Below are 13654 nucleotides of genomic sequence, written 5' to 3'. Positions count from 1 at the left end.
TTCGGCGCCGGGCCTTCGGCCCGGGACGGGGGGAGGAACCGTCCCGTTGAGGGCGTTCTGGGAACGATCACGGTGCACGCGTATGAAGGCGGCAGCCACGGCGTGTTCATGGCGGAACCCCGAGTGCGGACAGCCGTTGAGGTATCCATGACCAATAACGTGGATCCGAGCGCCTTCGTCGGCGAAGGCGTCAAGCTGGGCACGGGCAACACCGTGGGGCCGTACGCGGTGCTGCTCGGTCCCTGCGAGATCGGCAACGACAACTGGATCGCTCCGCATGCCGTGGTCGGCACCCCCGGGGGACACCGGGACCATCCGCATCCGGCCACCTGGGCAGGTGAGACCGGCGGCCTCGGAGTCGTCATCGGCGATCGGAACCGCATCCGCGAACACACCAAAGTCGCTCAGGGACTGCTGAGCGGGCCGACCCGGATCGGCAGTGACTGCCTCGTGATGAGCGGTGCCGTGATCGGCGACGGTGCGGTCCTCGAAGACGGCATCCAGATTTCTGCCAACGTGGTCGTAGGAGGGGAGAGCCGGATCTGGTCGCGCTCCTATCTCGGGATGGGAGCGATGATCCGACCCCACACCTTGATCGGCCCGCTGTCACTGGTCTGCATGGGCGCGGTAGTCCTCGGCGACGTGGGAGCGGCGGCCAAACACCTCGGCAATCCGGCCACAACAGTGGGAGCGAATGTCTCAGGGCTGCGCCACTGGGGGTGCGGCGAACGCGCCATCGCCACCCTGCACGGTTACGTGGCGGGCACGTCGGGCATTCCTGACGGGCTCCCCGACGACGTGTCCCAGCTGCTCGCGCGGTGGGATGCGCGGTGACGCCGAGCACCGTCATGGAGGAAGGTATTCACCCTCCTTGCGCTTACCGACGAGGAGGGGAAGCTGGTGTGGACTGCCCCGCCTCCCAGCAGTGCGGGTGCCGATCATCCGTGCAGCTCATGCGGCATGTTGGTACTCGTGGAGTGTGCCGCCGAGTCGGTCTCGTCGGCGAAGCTCCAGTCGTCTGATCCGTGCTGGTTCGTCGGTCGGTTGGGGGAGTGGGCGGAGTGGTGCGGCTTGTCTGAGGGCTCGGTGTGGCCGGTGCTCGTTGTAGTGGGTCTCGAACTCATCGAGCGCGTGGAGGAGGTGGCTCTGGTTCCAGATGATGGTGCGGTCGAGCGGTCTGTGCCGACAGGTTTGTATCCAGCGCTCCATGAGGGAGTTCATCCGCGGTATCCGGATGCCGGTGGTGACGACCGCCAAGCCAGCGTCGGCCATCAGGACGTCGAAGGCGGCGGTGAACTTCGCGTCGTGGTCGCGGATCAAAAACCTGGCCCTGCTGCCGGCGTCCTGGAGGTCCATGAGGAGGTTGCGTCCGAGCTGCACAATGTGCGGACCTCGAAGAGGTCGCAGGCGAGCAGGGCCTCGGCGTGGCCGCGCTGGAAGTCGGCCCAGGTCGTGCTCTGCCGCTCGGGCGCGGGCGGTATGCCGTGCTCGCGACGGATCTCTCGGACGGTGGAGGCGGCGACCTGGATACCGAGGGCGGCGAGTTCACCGTGGATCCTGCGGTAGCCCCACGCGTTGTTCTCGCGGGCCAGGCGTAGGACCAGGGCGCGGATTGAGCGGGCGGTGGGTGGGCGCCCGCGAAGCTTCGGTGCGCAGGTCGCGACATGGCGCCGCCTGAGCAGGTCGCGGTGCCACCGCAGGACCGTGTTCGGGCGGACCAGCAACACAAGCGGGCCAGCAGCACAAGGCGCCGCAGTCTGTCGGCGGGGAGGTGATGAAGCAGGCCGGCGAGGACGGCACGATCGGTGTCGGTGAAGGCGGGCTTGCCGACCTGGCGCTGCAGGACCAGCAGCTGGTGACGGAGTGCGAGGATCTCGATGTCCTTCTCCCGGCTGCCCATCGGCAGCAGCCGCAGCAGCGTGAAGGTGCTGGTCACGGCGAGGTAGGCTAGGCGCAGCAGCACAACAGATCATCATGCAGTCCGTGCTGACCCGCGGGGAAGACACCCACGAGGCTGACAGACGCGACCCATAGCCAAGCAGACAAGGCTATGACCAGGCCGGATGATCTATCGGTACCCACAGGGCTGACGGCGGGGGCGAAGCCCCGCCGCTCGGAGCCCGCTGGCGCCGCGTCAAGCAACCTCCGCCCCGTCCCCGTCCCCGTCCCCCGTCCCCCGTCCCCGTCAAGGAACAGGATTCGGGCCCTCGCCTGGCCGCGAGCCGACCTCGCGCGAAGCGGACGGCTCGGACGTCGGGGCCGTCGTCCTGATAGGTGCCCGGCGGGTGAGCCAGGTCTGGCGTCGCATGGTGAGCAGGCCGACGAGGTCGAGGTTCCTCAGAACGAGGTCGATGGCGACCTGGGCGGGCACGTGCCACCGGGGAAGGGCCCGCCGACGAACGAACTCACGTGCCGAGCGGGCACGGCGCTGGAAATACCACCCCGCCGCGACCGCTGGCATGAGCACGTGCCCGTCGACGGCCAGCACGACGAGGTAGGTCTCGCACAGCCAGAACCCGCTGCGGCCGATGACATCGGCGAGCGTGCCGAAGGCCAGGTAGGGATGCCGCCAGACCCAGCCCGTGACCAGGGTGGTGAGTCTCACCCGCCAGAAGTTGCGGGCGTTCCTGAGCCGCTGGCCGAGGAATTCCCGGCCGGTTCCCGGATACCGCGACCACACCGTGGCGTTGCCCTGGAACACAGTGCGGTAGCCGGCGCGCAGCGTCAGCTCGGTGAGCCGGGTGTCGTCCCCGACGACGCACCGGCGGCCGAGGAACAACCTGGACCGAGACGTACGCCTGCGATCCCGTCGGCAATCTCACCACTGCCGACTGGCCAGCCACCGGCGCCAGCAAGGCCGCGCTCGGTACCCGCACCTTCACCGGCAGCCAGCCGGCCACCGCAGGCCGCATCCGCTACGAATACGACCCGGCCGGCCGCACCACCTTGCGCCAGGTCACCCGGCTCTCCCGCAAACCCGACACCTGGCACTACACCTGGGACGCCGAGGATCGCCTCACCCACGTTGCGACTCCCGACGGCACCCGCTGGCACTACCTCTACGACCCGTTCGGTCGTCGCATCGCCAAACACGGCCTCGCGCCCGACGGCGTCACCGTGGAGGAACGCACCGATTTCACCTGGGATGGCCTCACCCTCGCCGAACACACCACCCACGCTCCCTACCTGCCCGGCCCGCACACCCTCAGCTGGGGCTACAACGGCCTCCACCCCCTGGCCCAGAGCGAGACCGTCACCACTACCGACAGCGCACAAGAGCATGTCGACCGCCGGTTCTTCGCCATCATCACCGACCTCGTCGGCACTCCCACCGAACTCCTGGACCCCGCCACCGACAGCGTCGCCTGGCGCACCGTTCCCACCCTTTGGGGTAACTCCACCTGGCCACACGACAGCACCACCTACACCCCGCTGCGGTTCCCCGGCCAGTACTTCGACCCCGAAACCCGCCTCCACTACAATCTCAACCGCTATTACGACCCCGAAACCGCCCGCTACACAACCCCTGACCGTGCGAGTGGGTGACTAATGATCCAGTATCTCATCGGTAATGCGGAACAGATCTCGTTCAGTGACGCGGTCAGCCCGCGGGACGAGGACGAGCCGTCCTTCAGCGAGTACTTCGAAGCTGAGGACGCCATGCTCCGGTTTGTGGAGTCGCTTCGCTTGGCAGTCGGGTCGCAGGAGATCCTCGTACATGAACCCTTGCTCGGCATTCCCAAGCCAAGCTGGCTCCCGGATTTCCGCAACGGCGTGGCACTCTCCCCCGACCAGGCCCTACGGCTACTGCGCTCGTCACTGCGCGGTGTCCCAATCGGGTGCACCCTCTCGTGTCTCGGCGACGGCTCGGTCCTCATCGGCACCGACTTCGACGGGCTGCTCCGGGTCGACATCGACGACCGACATGAGCCCCTGGTCCTGAGCCTGCTACCGCAGGAGCTGAGAGTCGCCGTTCGTCAGCCGACTCCGCCTCAGCCGGACGTCAAGAACGAAGCGGCCGACGACCACTTCTGGCAGTCCGTCTCGAATCTGCTTCCCGCACATCCAGGCGGTTTGCTCGTGATCGAACGCTGGGCCTATGGGACTTGGGGCGACAGCTGGTATCTGGCAACCGGCGAGACGATCGATCGGATCCGCCGTTCCATCCGAGAGCACTCGCAGGTCATCGTCCAGGAACTGCCCGAGTTCGAAAATATCATCCTGTCGGAGAGATTCGACGAGACCAGTGTTCTGGCAATCGACGAAATTGACCTCAGGTACTTGCCGTCGACATCACACGGGCTCGATTTGGGGATTCAACCACTGACCAGTGCTGTGGTCGCAGCCGATCCGGAGATGTGGAACCGACCGGTCAGGATTGTGTCGTTCCCCTATTCGAGTCGCACTATACTGCTGATCGCGGTCGTCCCCGATAGTGTTACCGGGACTGTCACGGCGGACTGGCCGACATAAGAGACGAGGTCATAGCTGCATATGGACTGCTGACGCACTGACAGGTTGCGGCTTGTCGTCGCCCTGGGTGAGGAAGAACTCGACACGCGCCCCCGCTGGCCAGGAACGGTTGCGGAGATCCGGTCGGACTCGTGGTTCCAGTAGGTGTCGAGGACATGCCGGTGGTTGAACCAGGGGCAGTTGTACTCGGTCACGAGACCCTCCGGGAACGCGAAAGGTCCTGCCGGGTTGGCGGGGCCTTTCGCGTGCGGGCAAAAAGCCCCCCGCCGCGGTCTGCTGTGGGGCTGCGAGGACGGTGGTGCGGTCAGCTTCGCTCGGCCCGGTGGCTCAGCCGCATCGCCAAGCGCCACAAGGAAGGCTACGGGGACGCCGTATGGGACAAGCAGTAGCTGGAGGCCCGATCGAGGCTCTGGAGGCGGAGCTGGCCCAGTTGCGCACAGCCGAGGAAGTCCACCAGTCCTGACGGCCCACCCTGCTCAACAGCTGCTCCCCTCCGACACGGTGGAGGAGCGGCTCACGAGCCGGGCGACCTCCCGCCGCTGCCACTCCTCCGTAGGGTCCGGATCGCCTGCGGCGCTGCTGGCGTCATCCCAAGCTGATGCTTATTAGTCACTCCGCAACCGGTATTGCTCGTGCGATCAGGCCCTTGGCGGTCAGCGAGATGACCAGGTTGTCCAGGCCCTCGGTGCGACGCGAATGTCTCGGCAGCACCTACCGGAACAACCCCCCGGGTGTCTCCTCGGGGTCGTACCGTCAGCTCCGATTGAGGGAGCGGCTGACCCCGGCGAGGACGGTGGTGGTTAGCACCCAGCCGGCGGCGATCAGCCCGTAGCCGAACCACTGGTGCAGCCCGGTCCAGTACCAGGCGGCGCGCTGGCCGAAGCCGCCGATCGGGACGAGCAGATCGAGCGTGTAGATCAGCGGGCTGAACGGCGCGCTCTGTCCGGGCTGCACCTCGTGCGGCGTACCGTGGGCGAACACCACCGTGCCCAGCAGGGCCAGCACGGCCAGCCAGAGGGCGGCCTGCCAGGGCCGGTAGCCGTAGCCGACGGTGACGTCCAGCAGTCGCCCCCAGAGCCGGCCGGCCGGGCCGAGGGTCCGGCGGCGTCGGCGTTGCTTCTCCAGCAGCACCCGGCGCGCGTCGTCGTCATGGCCGATCTTCCGGTACCAGGCGGCGAGTTGCTCGTACGGCTGGGGCGCGTAGCCGGGCAGCCGGGCCAGCCAGTGCAGGCGCCGGGCCACCGGTTCCGGGCCGCCGGGCGGGAGTTGGATGGAGGAGTAGGCGAAGCCGTCCAGCCGGGTATCGGCGGGCCAGCTGTGCTCGCCGTCCTGCAGCACGGCCGCCTGCGCGTCCTGCAGGTCCACGGTGCCCACCGGGGTGGCGGCGAACGTCAGTTGCAGGTCGCCGGCACTCAGGCGGCTGCCGTCCAGAGCCACCGCGCCACCGTCGAGCACCGCGGTGTCCAGCGAGAACCTGCTGCGCACCGTCGCGCCCGGCAACCGGATCGCGCCGGTGGCAGCGAACCCCTCGGAGAGCACGATGGTCGAGGCCGTGAGATCGTCGCCGGTCAGCGCGTCGCCGTCGGGGTTGTCGATCCGGGCCCGCTCCATGAACAGCCCGCCGTCGAACCGGGCGCCGACCAGTCGCAGGCCGCCGCGCGAGCGGAAGCCCTTGCGGGCGAAGCAGCCACCCTCCATCCTCAGCCCGCCGGCCCACAGCGCCCACGGGCCCGGCGCGCTGCCCGCACCCGGCGCGTGCAGGCCGCGCGGTGTGACGGCGTCCGGGCCGAGCAGCTCGGTGGCGGTCAGCTGTGCCCCGCTGAGCCGGAGTTCGCCCGAGATCTGGGCTCGGGTGAGGGTCAGCCGCCCCTCGAAGACCGAATCCTCGAAGAACAGATTGCCGTCAACCTTCAGCAGCCAGCCGTCGAGCCCGGGTATCCAGCAGCCGATCAGACCGGTGGAGCGCAGGCTTGCTGCGCGCAGCACCACGTGCTGCTCGAAGTGGCAGGCCTCCAGCCGGAGTTCACTCTCCGACCGGGTACCACCCAGGTCCAGCTGCCCACTGATCCGCGCTCCGGTGAGCCGTAGGGCCGTGGCCGCGCCGCCCTGCTCGGCAGCTTGAAGCAGCACGGCCGCGACCGCTTCGGCCCGTACGGTGCGCTCGGCGCCCCAGGCCGCCCCGCGGGCCGGATCGTCCTCCGCAACGCTTCCGGCGCGCAGGTCGACGACGGCACCGGTGCGGAACGCGTCCCACACCTGCCGCTCGGGCTCGGTCAAGTCCTCGTACGTCAGCACGCTACCCCCTGGTCTCGGCGATCGCACCGCACCCTAGCGGACCTGCCACGCGAAGATCGACGAGACGTGAGCGCGCTCATCGCGTCGGCGGGGAGGGAGGGGTTGCCAGCGGCCGCCGCCGCGATCTGCATAAATGGCGTGGTGGTTGATCAGATGAAAGAGCGCGAGGTCAGCGACGTCGCGACGCTGAAGGCCCTGGCCGATCCGGTCCGGCTGGCGATCCTCAACGCGTTGATGAAGGGCGAGCCGGAGCCGTCGTCGGTCAAGGAGATCGCGGCCGAGCTGGGCGAGGCGCCGACCAAGCTCTACCGGCACGTCAGGCAGCTGGAGCAGGTCGGGCTGATCCTGGTGGCCGAGACCAGGCTCGTCTCGGGCATCGTCGAGAGCCGCTACCGGGCCGCCCAGAGGTCGCTGCGGCTGTCCCGTTCGATCTTCACCGACGACTCCTCCGAGCGGCCTGAGGCACTCGGAGCGCTGCTGGCTGCGATCGATGTGGCCCGCGCCGACTTCCAGGGGCACTTCCTCGCCAACCGGATCGAGTTCGGTATCCGCGACGGCGAGGTCGGGGCCGCACCCGGGGTGTTCAGTCACTCCACCCTGCGGCTGCGGCCGGAGCGGCTCGTGTGGCTGCGCGATCAGCTGCGCGGGATCCTCGACGAACTGGCCAGGGAGGGTGACTCCGATGAGGAGGACGCCGTGGAGGCCACGCTCTTCGCCCTGCTGTACGCGGTGAAGCCCGAGGAGCGGACCTGACACGGTCTCGCCGCCCGGGAATAGCGTTGGCGGGGTCTGCGTCACGCTGATCGGAGGATGTACTACCGGGGTGTGAGCAACAGGTGTGATCTTCAGTGCCTCCCACAGCGGTCCGCTCAAGTCCTTCTTCGACGCCATCGACCACGAAGCGCTCACCGGCAAGCCCGTGCTGATCGCCGCTACCGGCGGCACCGTCCGGCACTCCCTCGCCCCGGAGCGCGCGCTGCGCCCGCTCTTCGCCCACCTGCGCGCCATCGTGCTGCCCACCGCGCTGTACGCGGCCTCGGCGGACTGGGGCGGCGAGGACGAGCTGGCGCCCAGGATCGCCCGCGCGGCACGGGAGCTCGCCGCGGCGATGCTCGTGCGCCCTCTCGTAGGCCGGTCACCGGGAGAGCCCGGCCCGGGAGAGCCCGGCCCGGGAGAGCCCGGCCGGGAACCGGGAGCACCCGGCCGGCCCGGGCGGGAGCCGCTCGTCCCGTTCGAACAGCAGCTGGCCGCGCTGAGGGTCGAGCAGCGGAACCATCGGCAGCCAACGCCCGTATGCCAGGCCCCGGTTGGCGCACCGGGGTGCTGGCATAGACTCCCCGCATGGTGAACAGCATGTGGGACGAGCGCGACATACCCGACCTCACCGGCAAGACCGCCGTGGTCACCGGCGGCAACAGTGGGATCGGGTACCACGAGGTGCGTCAACTGGCCGCCAGGGGCTGCCGGGTACTGCTCGGCGCCCGCAACCCCGCCAAGGGCGAGGCGGCGCTCGCCGGCCTGCAGGCCGCGGTCCCGGACGGCCGGATCGAACTGCTCCAGATCGACCTGGCCGACTTCGACTCGGTACGGAGCGCGGCCGAGAAGGTCGCCGGCACCTTCGACGGCCTCGACCTGCTGATCAACAACGCCGGGGTGATGGCCGTCCCGACCCGGCAGACCACCGCCCAGGGCCTGGAACTCCAGATCGGCACCAACCACTTCGGGCACTTCGCGCTGACCGGGCAGCTGCTGCCGCTGCTCACCGCGCGCCCCGGGAGCCGGGTGGTCACGGTCTGCAGCCTGGCCCACCGGATGGGCCGGCTCGACTTCGGCGACCTCCAGTGCGAGCACCGCTACCAGGCCTGGGCGGCGTACGGCGCGTCCAAGCTGGCCAACGCGGTCTTCGTGCTGGAGCTCCAGCGCCGGCTCGCCGCTGCCCGTCTGGCGGTCGGCAGCTTCGGCGCCCACCCCGGCTTCGCCGCCACCGAACTGGCCGACAAGGGCCCGAGCCTCGGCGGTGGCAGCCTCCTGTCGGCCCCCACCTCCTGGGGCTCCCGCCTGATAGGCCAGCCCGCCGAGCGCGGCGCACTTCCCGTGCTCCGCGCGGCCACCGACCCCTACGCGATCGGCGGCAGCTACTACGGGCCGCTCGGGCCCGGTGAGCTGCGCGGCGCCCCCGGGGTGGTCTCCTTCCGGCGCAAGGCGTACGACACCGGGCTCGGCCGGCGGCTCTGGGCGGAGTCCGAGCGGATCACGGGGGTCGTCTTCGACCTGTGAGCGACGCGGCCGCCGCCCGGGGCGGGCGGCGGCCGACCGCGTTCGCGGATCGCCGGGCACGGCCCCGAGCGGCGGGGCCGGTCTACAGCAGCGCGGCGGCCTGCTTGAGCAGGGTGTCCACGGCACTCGGGTCGTCGTGGTCGATGACCGGGAATCCGACGCCGAAGCGGCCGTTGACCCAGTGCGCGGTGACCCCCGGGTTGGCCAGGTTGGTCCCGTCGTACAGGAAGACGTGCGGGCTGCAGATGACCCGGTCCTCGCGGGCGGTGCGCCACTGGTCGATGACGGCCTGCCGGTGCCGGCCCGAGTCCAGCGCGGCGGCGAGGCGGTCCGCGTCCACCGCCCCGGTCCCGGCGGCCACGTCGAGGATGACGTGGCGCAACGTGATGCACCGGTCCTCGGCCCAGAAGGCGCGGCGCAGCGCGCGGTCCAGCGTCTCGGAGGCCGGCCAGCCCTGCTCCTTGGCGGCCTGGACGGCCTCCAGCGCGGGCAGGGTGCTGACGGGGTAGGTCCAGTCGGGGCCCTGCCACAGCCGCCAGCCGGCCTCGGGAGCCAGCGCGCCCACGACCGAGACCTCCGAGTCGACGCCGGGCCGCTCGTTCACCGCCAGGTCGAAGAGTTCCAGCGGGAAGCAGCGGTGGTCGAAGAAGAGCGCACCGTCCAGGCCGAGCCGGGTCCGCGCCTGGTGCAGCCGGTGCACGGCCAGGTGGGCGAAGGAGCAGTTGAGGTCCGAGTAGACGACGACGGTGTCCGGGGAGCGCGGCAGCCGGGGGTCGAAGGGCCGGGCGTGCGGGTCGACGGCGACGGTGGTCCTGTGGTCGGACATGTCGGTTCACTCCTGTTCGGAATGCCTTGGGGCGGCCGGGGGCACGGGCCGGGTACGCAGCGCGCGGCACGGTGGGCCGGACAGCTGGGTGCCGTGGTCGGTCAGGTCGAACGCTGAGTGGTGCAGCGGGCAGACCAGCCGGGTGGCCGCGGCGTCCACGTGGGCGAACCGGAGCAGACCGCCCCGGTGCGGGCAGCGGGCCTCGACCAGCATCCCGCCCCCCGACCCCGACGCTGGGACGTCCGCCTCCACGGCGACCGTGTCCTCGTCCACCTGGCGCAGGCGCACCCGCCGTTCGGCGGGGCTCACGAGCGGCCCTTCGCCCGGGCACCGCGCACCGCCGCCTCCGTCGCGCGTGCGATGGTCGCACTGGTCAGTTCGACACCCGCCCAGACCTTGCCCAGGTCCGCGCCGCGCTCGTGGTCCCAGGCTCGCAGCGCGGCGAGCATCTCACGGCTGTGGAAGCTGTCGATGTGCAGGTGCTCGGTGTAGTAGTGGGAGTTGGCGATGCCCAGCCGGGCGCAGGCCGAGGCGTAGCAGCGGAAGCCGTAGAGCACGCTCGACTCGAAGTAGGCGTAGGCGCCCAGGAAGTAGTCGGGTGTCGGTGCCCGTGAGGCCAGCCAGTGGAAGAGGTTGACGTAGGCGAGCGTCTCCTCGCACGCGCTGGCCGCGTGCTGGAAGGGGTCCGTCGACAGCCCCAGCTCCGTCATCAGCCGCGCGTAGAGCCGGGCGTGCTCCTGGGCTTCGTTGCCGCAGCCGAACTCGTCGATGAGTACCCGCATCACCGCCATCCGGGCCCGGTGCGGCAGCCGTGGCAGTATGCCGAGGTGGGACTGCGACTCCACCAGCCCGTCCACGGCGAACTGGCCCGCGACGAAGGCGAATTCCGGCAGGGTGGCGTGCTCGGCGAGGTAGTGCTCGCTTTCTGCGGGATCGGCCTCCTCGGCGCGCAGGCGCCGCTCCAGGGCCGCCAGCAGCTCGCCCAGGGAGCCGAACCCCGGTGCGGCCGCCTCCAGGGCGTCCGCCTCGGCGCGCGGCCAGCGCGCCTCCAGCGCGAGCAGTTCGGCGTAGTCGGCGGCATCGGGGACGGTGCGGTTGTGCCAGTACAGCCGCTGCTGCACGGTGGCGTTCGGCGGCAGCGCCGAAGCGGCCCCGGCTGCCGTGGTCATGGCACCGGCACCGCGGCGGCGCCGGAGCCGCCCGCCGTCGCATCGGTGCCGATGACCCCGCGTGCCACCAGTTCGCGTTTGACCCGCAGGTACCAGTCGTCACAGAGGATGCCGTACTTCTCGCAGGCCGCGTCCACCTGCGCCTGCAGTTCCGGGCCCGGACGCTGCCACAGCGCCTTGCACAGTGCCGGCTCCAGGTTGGCCAGCGGACCGATGAAGCCGTGCACCCCGGGCACCTGGGAGAGCAGGTTCTCCCAGCCCTCGAAGACCGGCACGCCCAGGTTCGAGGCCACCAGCTGCCGGGTGAACTCCGCTTCGCCGCTGGACTCCTTGATCCCGATCACGCCCGGCAGCCGGCAGATCCGAGCCAGCGTGTCCGCCTCGATCCGGTTGCCGGACACCGCCTCCTCGTTGTAGAGGAGCACCGGCACTCCGGTCGCGAGCACGTGCCGGTAGTGGCCGACGATGCCGTCCTGGTCGATCCCGGCGCCGAAGGGCGTGGTGACCGCCACGGCGTCCACGCCCAGTTCGGAGGCCAGCCGGATCCGTGCCACCACGGCCTTGGTGTCGGGTAGCTGCACTCCGGCGATGACCGGCAGACCGCCGGCGTGGCGGACCGTGGCGTCCACCATGTCGCGCCACTGACGCTCGGTCAGCAGCCAGCCCTCACCGGAACTGAGCGTCGGCATCAGTGCGGTGACCTCGGTGCGGATCGAGTCGATCAGCCTGGCTACGTCATCGGCCGGCACTCGGCCGCTCAGGTCCAGCGGCGTGACCAGCGGTGCGATCACACCCGAGTACCGGCGGTGGCCTCGGAGGTCCGGGCCGTCCTGGCGGTCCCGGGAAGTCAGCGGATCGGTCATGTCGTGTCCAAGTCGTCAGGGCTGGAGATGCGGTCGAGATCGGCCAGGTCGCACCTGAGGGCCAGCGAGTCCCGGTAGAGCGCCTCCAGCCGCGGTGGGAAGGCGAGTTCGGGACCGTCCGGTGGCGCGGTGACGGGAAGCCCGAGCCGTCGGCGGCCCAGCAGGCGCGGCGACGCGGTGTGCAGGGAGCCACCCCGGTGTACGGCCGGCGCCAGCAGTAGAGCGTCGGACAGCGGGAGGCCTTCGAGCCCGGGGGAGTCGAGCGCGGCCGCCAGATCGCCTCGCCGGAAGCCGAATCGGGTGATGGACAGCTCGCTGTGCAGATTGTCCATGAAGGGGTAGTAGGCGTCCTGCTCCTCGCGCGTCCGGCGCCAGACCAGATCGTCGCAGAGCCCCACCTGTTCGAGTGTCATCGCCAGCGCGTGCCGCGCCGCCAGGTGCCGTACGAAGAAGTTCTTGCAGGCGGAGCGGACGCGTTCGTCGAGGCTGTGCATGCCCAGGAAGAGCGAGGCGTCGATCAGCACCTCCGCCCCCGGGCCCTGCCCCGCAGCCGGACCCGCCCCGGGCTCAGCGCTCATGGGCGGCGAGCGTGTCGTGGATCACCCGCACCGCCGCGGCGAACTGCTCCGGCGGCCTGGCCAGCGCGATCCGTACGTACCGTTCGCCTCGTCCGGGGTTGTCCCAGTAGAAGTACGTCCCCGGAAGCACGTAGACCTCCGCCGCCAGAAGTTCGCTGTGCACGTCGTCGGCAGTGAGCTGGGCGGGGCGGATGCGCAGCCAGGCGACGCTGGTGTCCACGCGCCCGTCCAGCAGTTCGAGCGGCGAGTCGGCCAGGGTCCGCCGCAGCGTGGCGCGGTTGGTGTCGATCACCTCGCGCACCGAGGCGAAGGAGTCCGCGATGGAATCCTCGACGTAGTGGGTGAGGAAGTTCAGCACGAAGGGCGAGACATTGAGCAGCACCGAGGTGTGCAGGTTGTAGACCTCCTCGTAAAGGTCCGAACTGGCCGTCAGCAGAGCGCGCTTGGCGTCCTGTACCGGCCAGGTCTTGCCGGTGTCCTCGATGGCGAGGTAGCTCACCCCCGACTCCTCCAGCGCCCGGTAGACGTCGGGGCGCTGGACCAGGCCGTTGTTCAGGGCGAAAGAGGCGAAGCAGAAGTCCAGCACCAGCAGCTTGCGGTGTTCCCGGCAGAACCGCAGGACCTCCGCGAAGCCGCGCCCGCCGTCCGTGAACAGCGTGAAGCCGGTCGGGTTGTTGGGGTCGACCAGGTACAGCGCGTCCGTCCGCACCAGACGGGCGAGTTCCGTGTAGACGGTCTCCGGGTCCGCCAGCGCCTCCTCGGGCAGCGCCGCTGGCGGGGTGCCCAGGTGCCTGAGCAGGTCCACCAGATTGTCGAAGCAGGGTTCCACCAGCGAGACGGTCAGATCGTGCCGGCGCAGGTACATCGCGGCAACCATGGTGGAAACGCTCGCGGAGTACGACAGCAGGGTCCGGTCCAGACCGAGCGCGGTGGTCTGGCCGTGCAGGCGGAAGAAGGCCTCGGTGAACTGCCGCTCGAAATAGGCCTGCTGCCGTTCCTCGGACTCGTACCACAATGCGGGCAGTCGGGAGACGATCTTCTCCTGGCTGTTGGACTGGCGTTGGTGGGTGTGTGCGTCGGCCAGGTTGTACCTGGTACGGAGAGCCCTGATCTCGTGCTGCGTCAGATCGACTAATTCCATAGCTGACATGTCGCGATCCTTTCGAGCGGGTG

Annotated in this window: 14 protein-coding genes and 2 pseudogenes; 7 read left to right on the top strand and 9 right to left on the bottom strand. The window is 69.9% G+C overall.

Translation table 11 applies throughout. The features are described 5' to 3' along the window. Positions 1 to 72 precede the first annotated feature (72 nt). On the top strand, positions 73 to 834 hold the full coding sequence (locus tag ABD369_RS28225; RefSeq protein ID WP_344639371.1) for an LbetaH domain-containing protein: 762 nt from the start codon (positions 73 to 75) through the stop codon (positions 832 to 834). Positions 835 to 951: 117 nt separating this feature from the next. On the opposite strand, the pseudogene ABD369_RS28220 reads toward ABD369_RS28225, so the two are convergent. Next, positions 952 to 1843, bottom strand: a pseudogene (locus ABD369_RS28220) (integrase core domain-containing protein). Here ABD369_RS28220 and ABD369_RS28215 point away from each other — a divergent pair. Continuing rightward, positions 1775 to 1951, top strand: coding sequence for a hypothetical protein (locus ABD369_RS28215; RefSeq protein ID WP_344639423.1), 177 nt, complete (start codon positions 1775 to 1777; stop codon positions 1949 to 1951). The pseudogene ABD369_RS28220 and the gene ABD369_RS28215 overlap by 69 nt on opposite strands. A 234-nt stretch (positions 1952 to 2185) precedes the next feature. Here the strand turns inward: ABD369_RS28215 and ABD369_RS28210 are convergent, their stop codons facing one another. Further along, complete coding sequence (locus tag ABD369_RS28210; protein WP_344639370.1) at positions 2186 to 2779, bottom strand: hypothetical protein; 594 nt, start codon at positions 2777 to 2779, stop codon at positions 2186 to 2188. Between the two features lie 167 nt (positions 2780 to 2946). Here ABD369_RS28210 and ABD369_RS28205 point away from each other — a divergent pair, with 167 nt between their 5' ends. Together ABD369_RS28205 and ABD369_RS28200 are read left to right on the top strand one after the other, a co-directional pair. After that, positions 2947 to 3546 (top strand): RHS repeat-associated core domain-containing protein, encoded by a 600-nt coding sequence (locus tag ABD369_RS28205; RefSeq protein ID WP_344639369.1) that lies wholly within the window; start codon positions 2947 to 2949, stop codon positions 3544 to 3546. 3 nt (positions 3547 to 3549) lie between these two features. Then, complete coding sequence (locus ABD369_RS28200) at positions 3550 to 4473, top strand: hypothetical protein (protein ID WP_344639368.1); 924 nt, start codon at positions 3550 to 3552, stop codon at positions 4471 to 4473. 753 nt (positions 4474 to 5226) lie between these two features. On the opposite strand, the gene ABD369_RS28195 is transcribed toward ABD369_RS28200, so the two are convergent. After that, positions 5227 to 6768 carry an oxidoreductase gene (locus ABD369_RS28195; protein WP_344639367.1) on the bottom strand — a complete coding sequence of 514 codons (1542 nt, stop codon included), beginning with the start codon at positions 6766 to 6768 and terminating at the stop codon, positions 5227 to 5229. Positions 6769 to 6834: 66 nt separating this feature from the next. On the opposite strand from ABD369_RS28195, the gene ABD369_RS28190 reads away from it, so the two are divergent. The 3 genes and pseudogenes from ABD369_RS28190 to ABD369_RS28180 all read left to right on the top strand — a co-directional run bounded on the left by ABD369_RS28190 (position 6835) and on the right by ABD369_RS28180 (position 9045). Next, positions 6835 to 7521, top strand: coding sequence for an ArsR/SmtB family transcription factor (locus ABD369_RS28190; protein WP_344639366.1), 687 nt, complete (start codon positions 6835 to 6837; stop codon positions 7519 to 7521). Positions 7522 to 7609: 88 nt separating this feature from the next. Next, a pseudogene (locus ABD369_RS28185) lies at positions 7610 to 8116 on the top strand (NAD(P)H-dependent oxidoreductase); the annotation flags it as partial. Then, positions 8110 to 9045, top strand: coding sequence for an oxidoreductase (locus tag ABD369_RS28180; protein ID WP_344639365.1), 936 nt, complete (start codon positions 8110 to 8112; stop codon positions 9043 to 9045). The pseudogene ABD369_RS28185 and the gene ABD369_RS28180, both read left to right, overlap by 7 nt. A gap of 82 nt (positions 9046 to 9127) precedes the next feature. Here the strand turns inward: ABD369_RS28180 and ABD369_RS28175 are convergent, their stop codons facing one another. From ABD369_RS28175 to ABD369_RS28150, 6 genes are read right to left on the bottom strand one after another with little or no spacing between them, the layout of a single operon-like run. After that, the gene (locus tag ABD369_RS28175) at positions 9128 to 9871 is read right to left on the bottom strand and encodes a DsbA family oxidoreductase (protein WP_344639364.1); all 744 of its coding nucleotides are present in this window, start codon (positions 9869 to 9871) and stop codon (positions 9128 to 9130) included. A gap of 6 nt (positions 9872 to 9877) precedes the next feature. Further along, the gene (locus ABD369_RS28170; protein ID WP_344639363.1) at positions 9878 to 10180 is read right to left on the bottom strand and encodes a Rieske (2Fe-2S) protein; all 303 of its coding nucleotides are present in this window, start codon (positions 10178 to 10180) and stop codon (positions 9878 to 9880) included. Next, positions 10177 to 11040, bottom strand: coding sequence for an iron-containing redox enzyme family protein (locus ABD369_RS28165; RefSeq protein ID WP_344639362.1), 864 nt, complete (start codon positions 11038 to 11040; stop codon positions 10177 to 10179). Before ABD369_RS28165 ends, ABD369_RS28170 begins: the two co-directional genes overlap by 4 nt. After that, the gene (locus tag ABD369_RS28160; protein ID WP_344639361.1) at positions 11037 to 11903 is read right to left on the bottom strand and encodes a dihydrodipicolinate synthase family protein; all 867 of its coding nucleotides are present in this window, start codon (positions 11901 to 11903) and stop codon (positions 11037 to 11039) included. Before ABD369_RS28160 ends, ABD369_RS28165 begins: the two co-directional genes overlap by 4 nt. Then, positions 11900 to 12481, bottom strand: a complete 582-nt coding sequence (locus tag ABD369_RS28155) for a DUF6190 family protein (RefSeq protein WP_344639360.1) — start codon at positions 12479 to 12481, stop codon at positions 11900 to 11902. Before ABD369_RS28155 ends, ABD369_RS28160 begins: the two co-directional genes overlap by 4 nt. Next, positions 12471 to 13622, bottom strand: coding sequence for an aminotransferase class I/II-fold pyridoxal phosphate-dependent enzyme (locus tag ABD369_RS28150; RefSeq protein ID WP_344639359.1), 1152 nt, complete (start codon positions 13620 to 13622; stop codon positions 12471 to 12473). Before ABD369_RS28150 ends, ABD369_RS28155 begins: the two co-directional genes overlap by 11 nt. Positions 13623 to 13654 lie beyond the last annotated feature (32 nt).

The organism is Kitasatospora cystarginea, from assembly GCF_039533515.1.
Classification (GTDB): Bacteria; Actinomycetota; Actinomycetes; order Streptomycetales; family Streptomycetaceae; genus Kitasatospora; species Kitasatospora cystarginea.
This window is presented reverse-complemented; position numbering and strand designations above follow the sequence as displayed.

Bases quoted from the DNA above. Each gene is read 5' to 3' on its own strand.
- ABD369_RS28215 (WP_344639423.1), top strand. From the start codon at position 1,775: ATGAAGCAGGCCGGCGAGGACGGCACGATCGGTGTCGGTGAAGGCGGG.
- ABD369_RS28200 (WP_344639368.1), top strand. From the start codon at position 3,550: ATGATCCAGTATCTCATCGGTAATGCGGAACAGATCTCGTTCAGTGAC.
- ABD369_RS28180 (WP_344639365.1), top strand. From the start codon at position 8,110: ATGGTGAACAGCATGTGGGACGAGCGCGACATACCCGACCTCACCGGC.
- ABD369_RS28175 (WP_344639364.1), bottom strand. From the start codon at position 9,871: ATGTCCGACCACAGGACCACCGTCGCCGTCGACCCGCACGCCCGGCCC.
- ABD369_RS28165 (WP_344639362.1), bottom strand. From the start codon at position 11,040: ATGACCACGGCAGCCGGGGCCGCTTCGGCGCTGCCGCCGAACGCCACC.
- ABD369_RS28160 (WP_344639361.1), bottom strand. From the start codon at position 11,903: ATGACCGATCCGCTGACTTCCCGGGACCGCCAGGACGGCCCGGACCTC.
- ABD369_RS28155 (WP_344639360.1), bottom strand. From the start codon at position 12,481: ATGAGCGCTGAGCCCGGGGCGGGTCCGGCTGCGGGGCAGGGCCCGGGG.
- ABD369_RS28150 (WP_344639359.1), bottom strand. From the start codon at position 13,622: ATGGAATTAGTCGATCTGACGCAGCACGAGATCAGGGCTCTCCGTACC.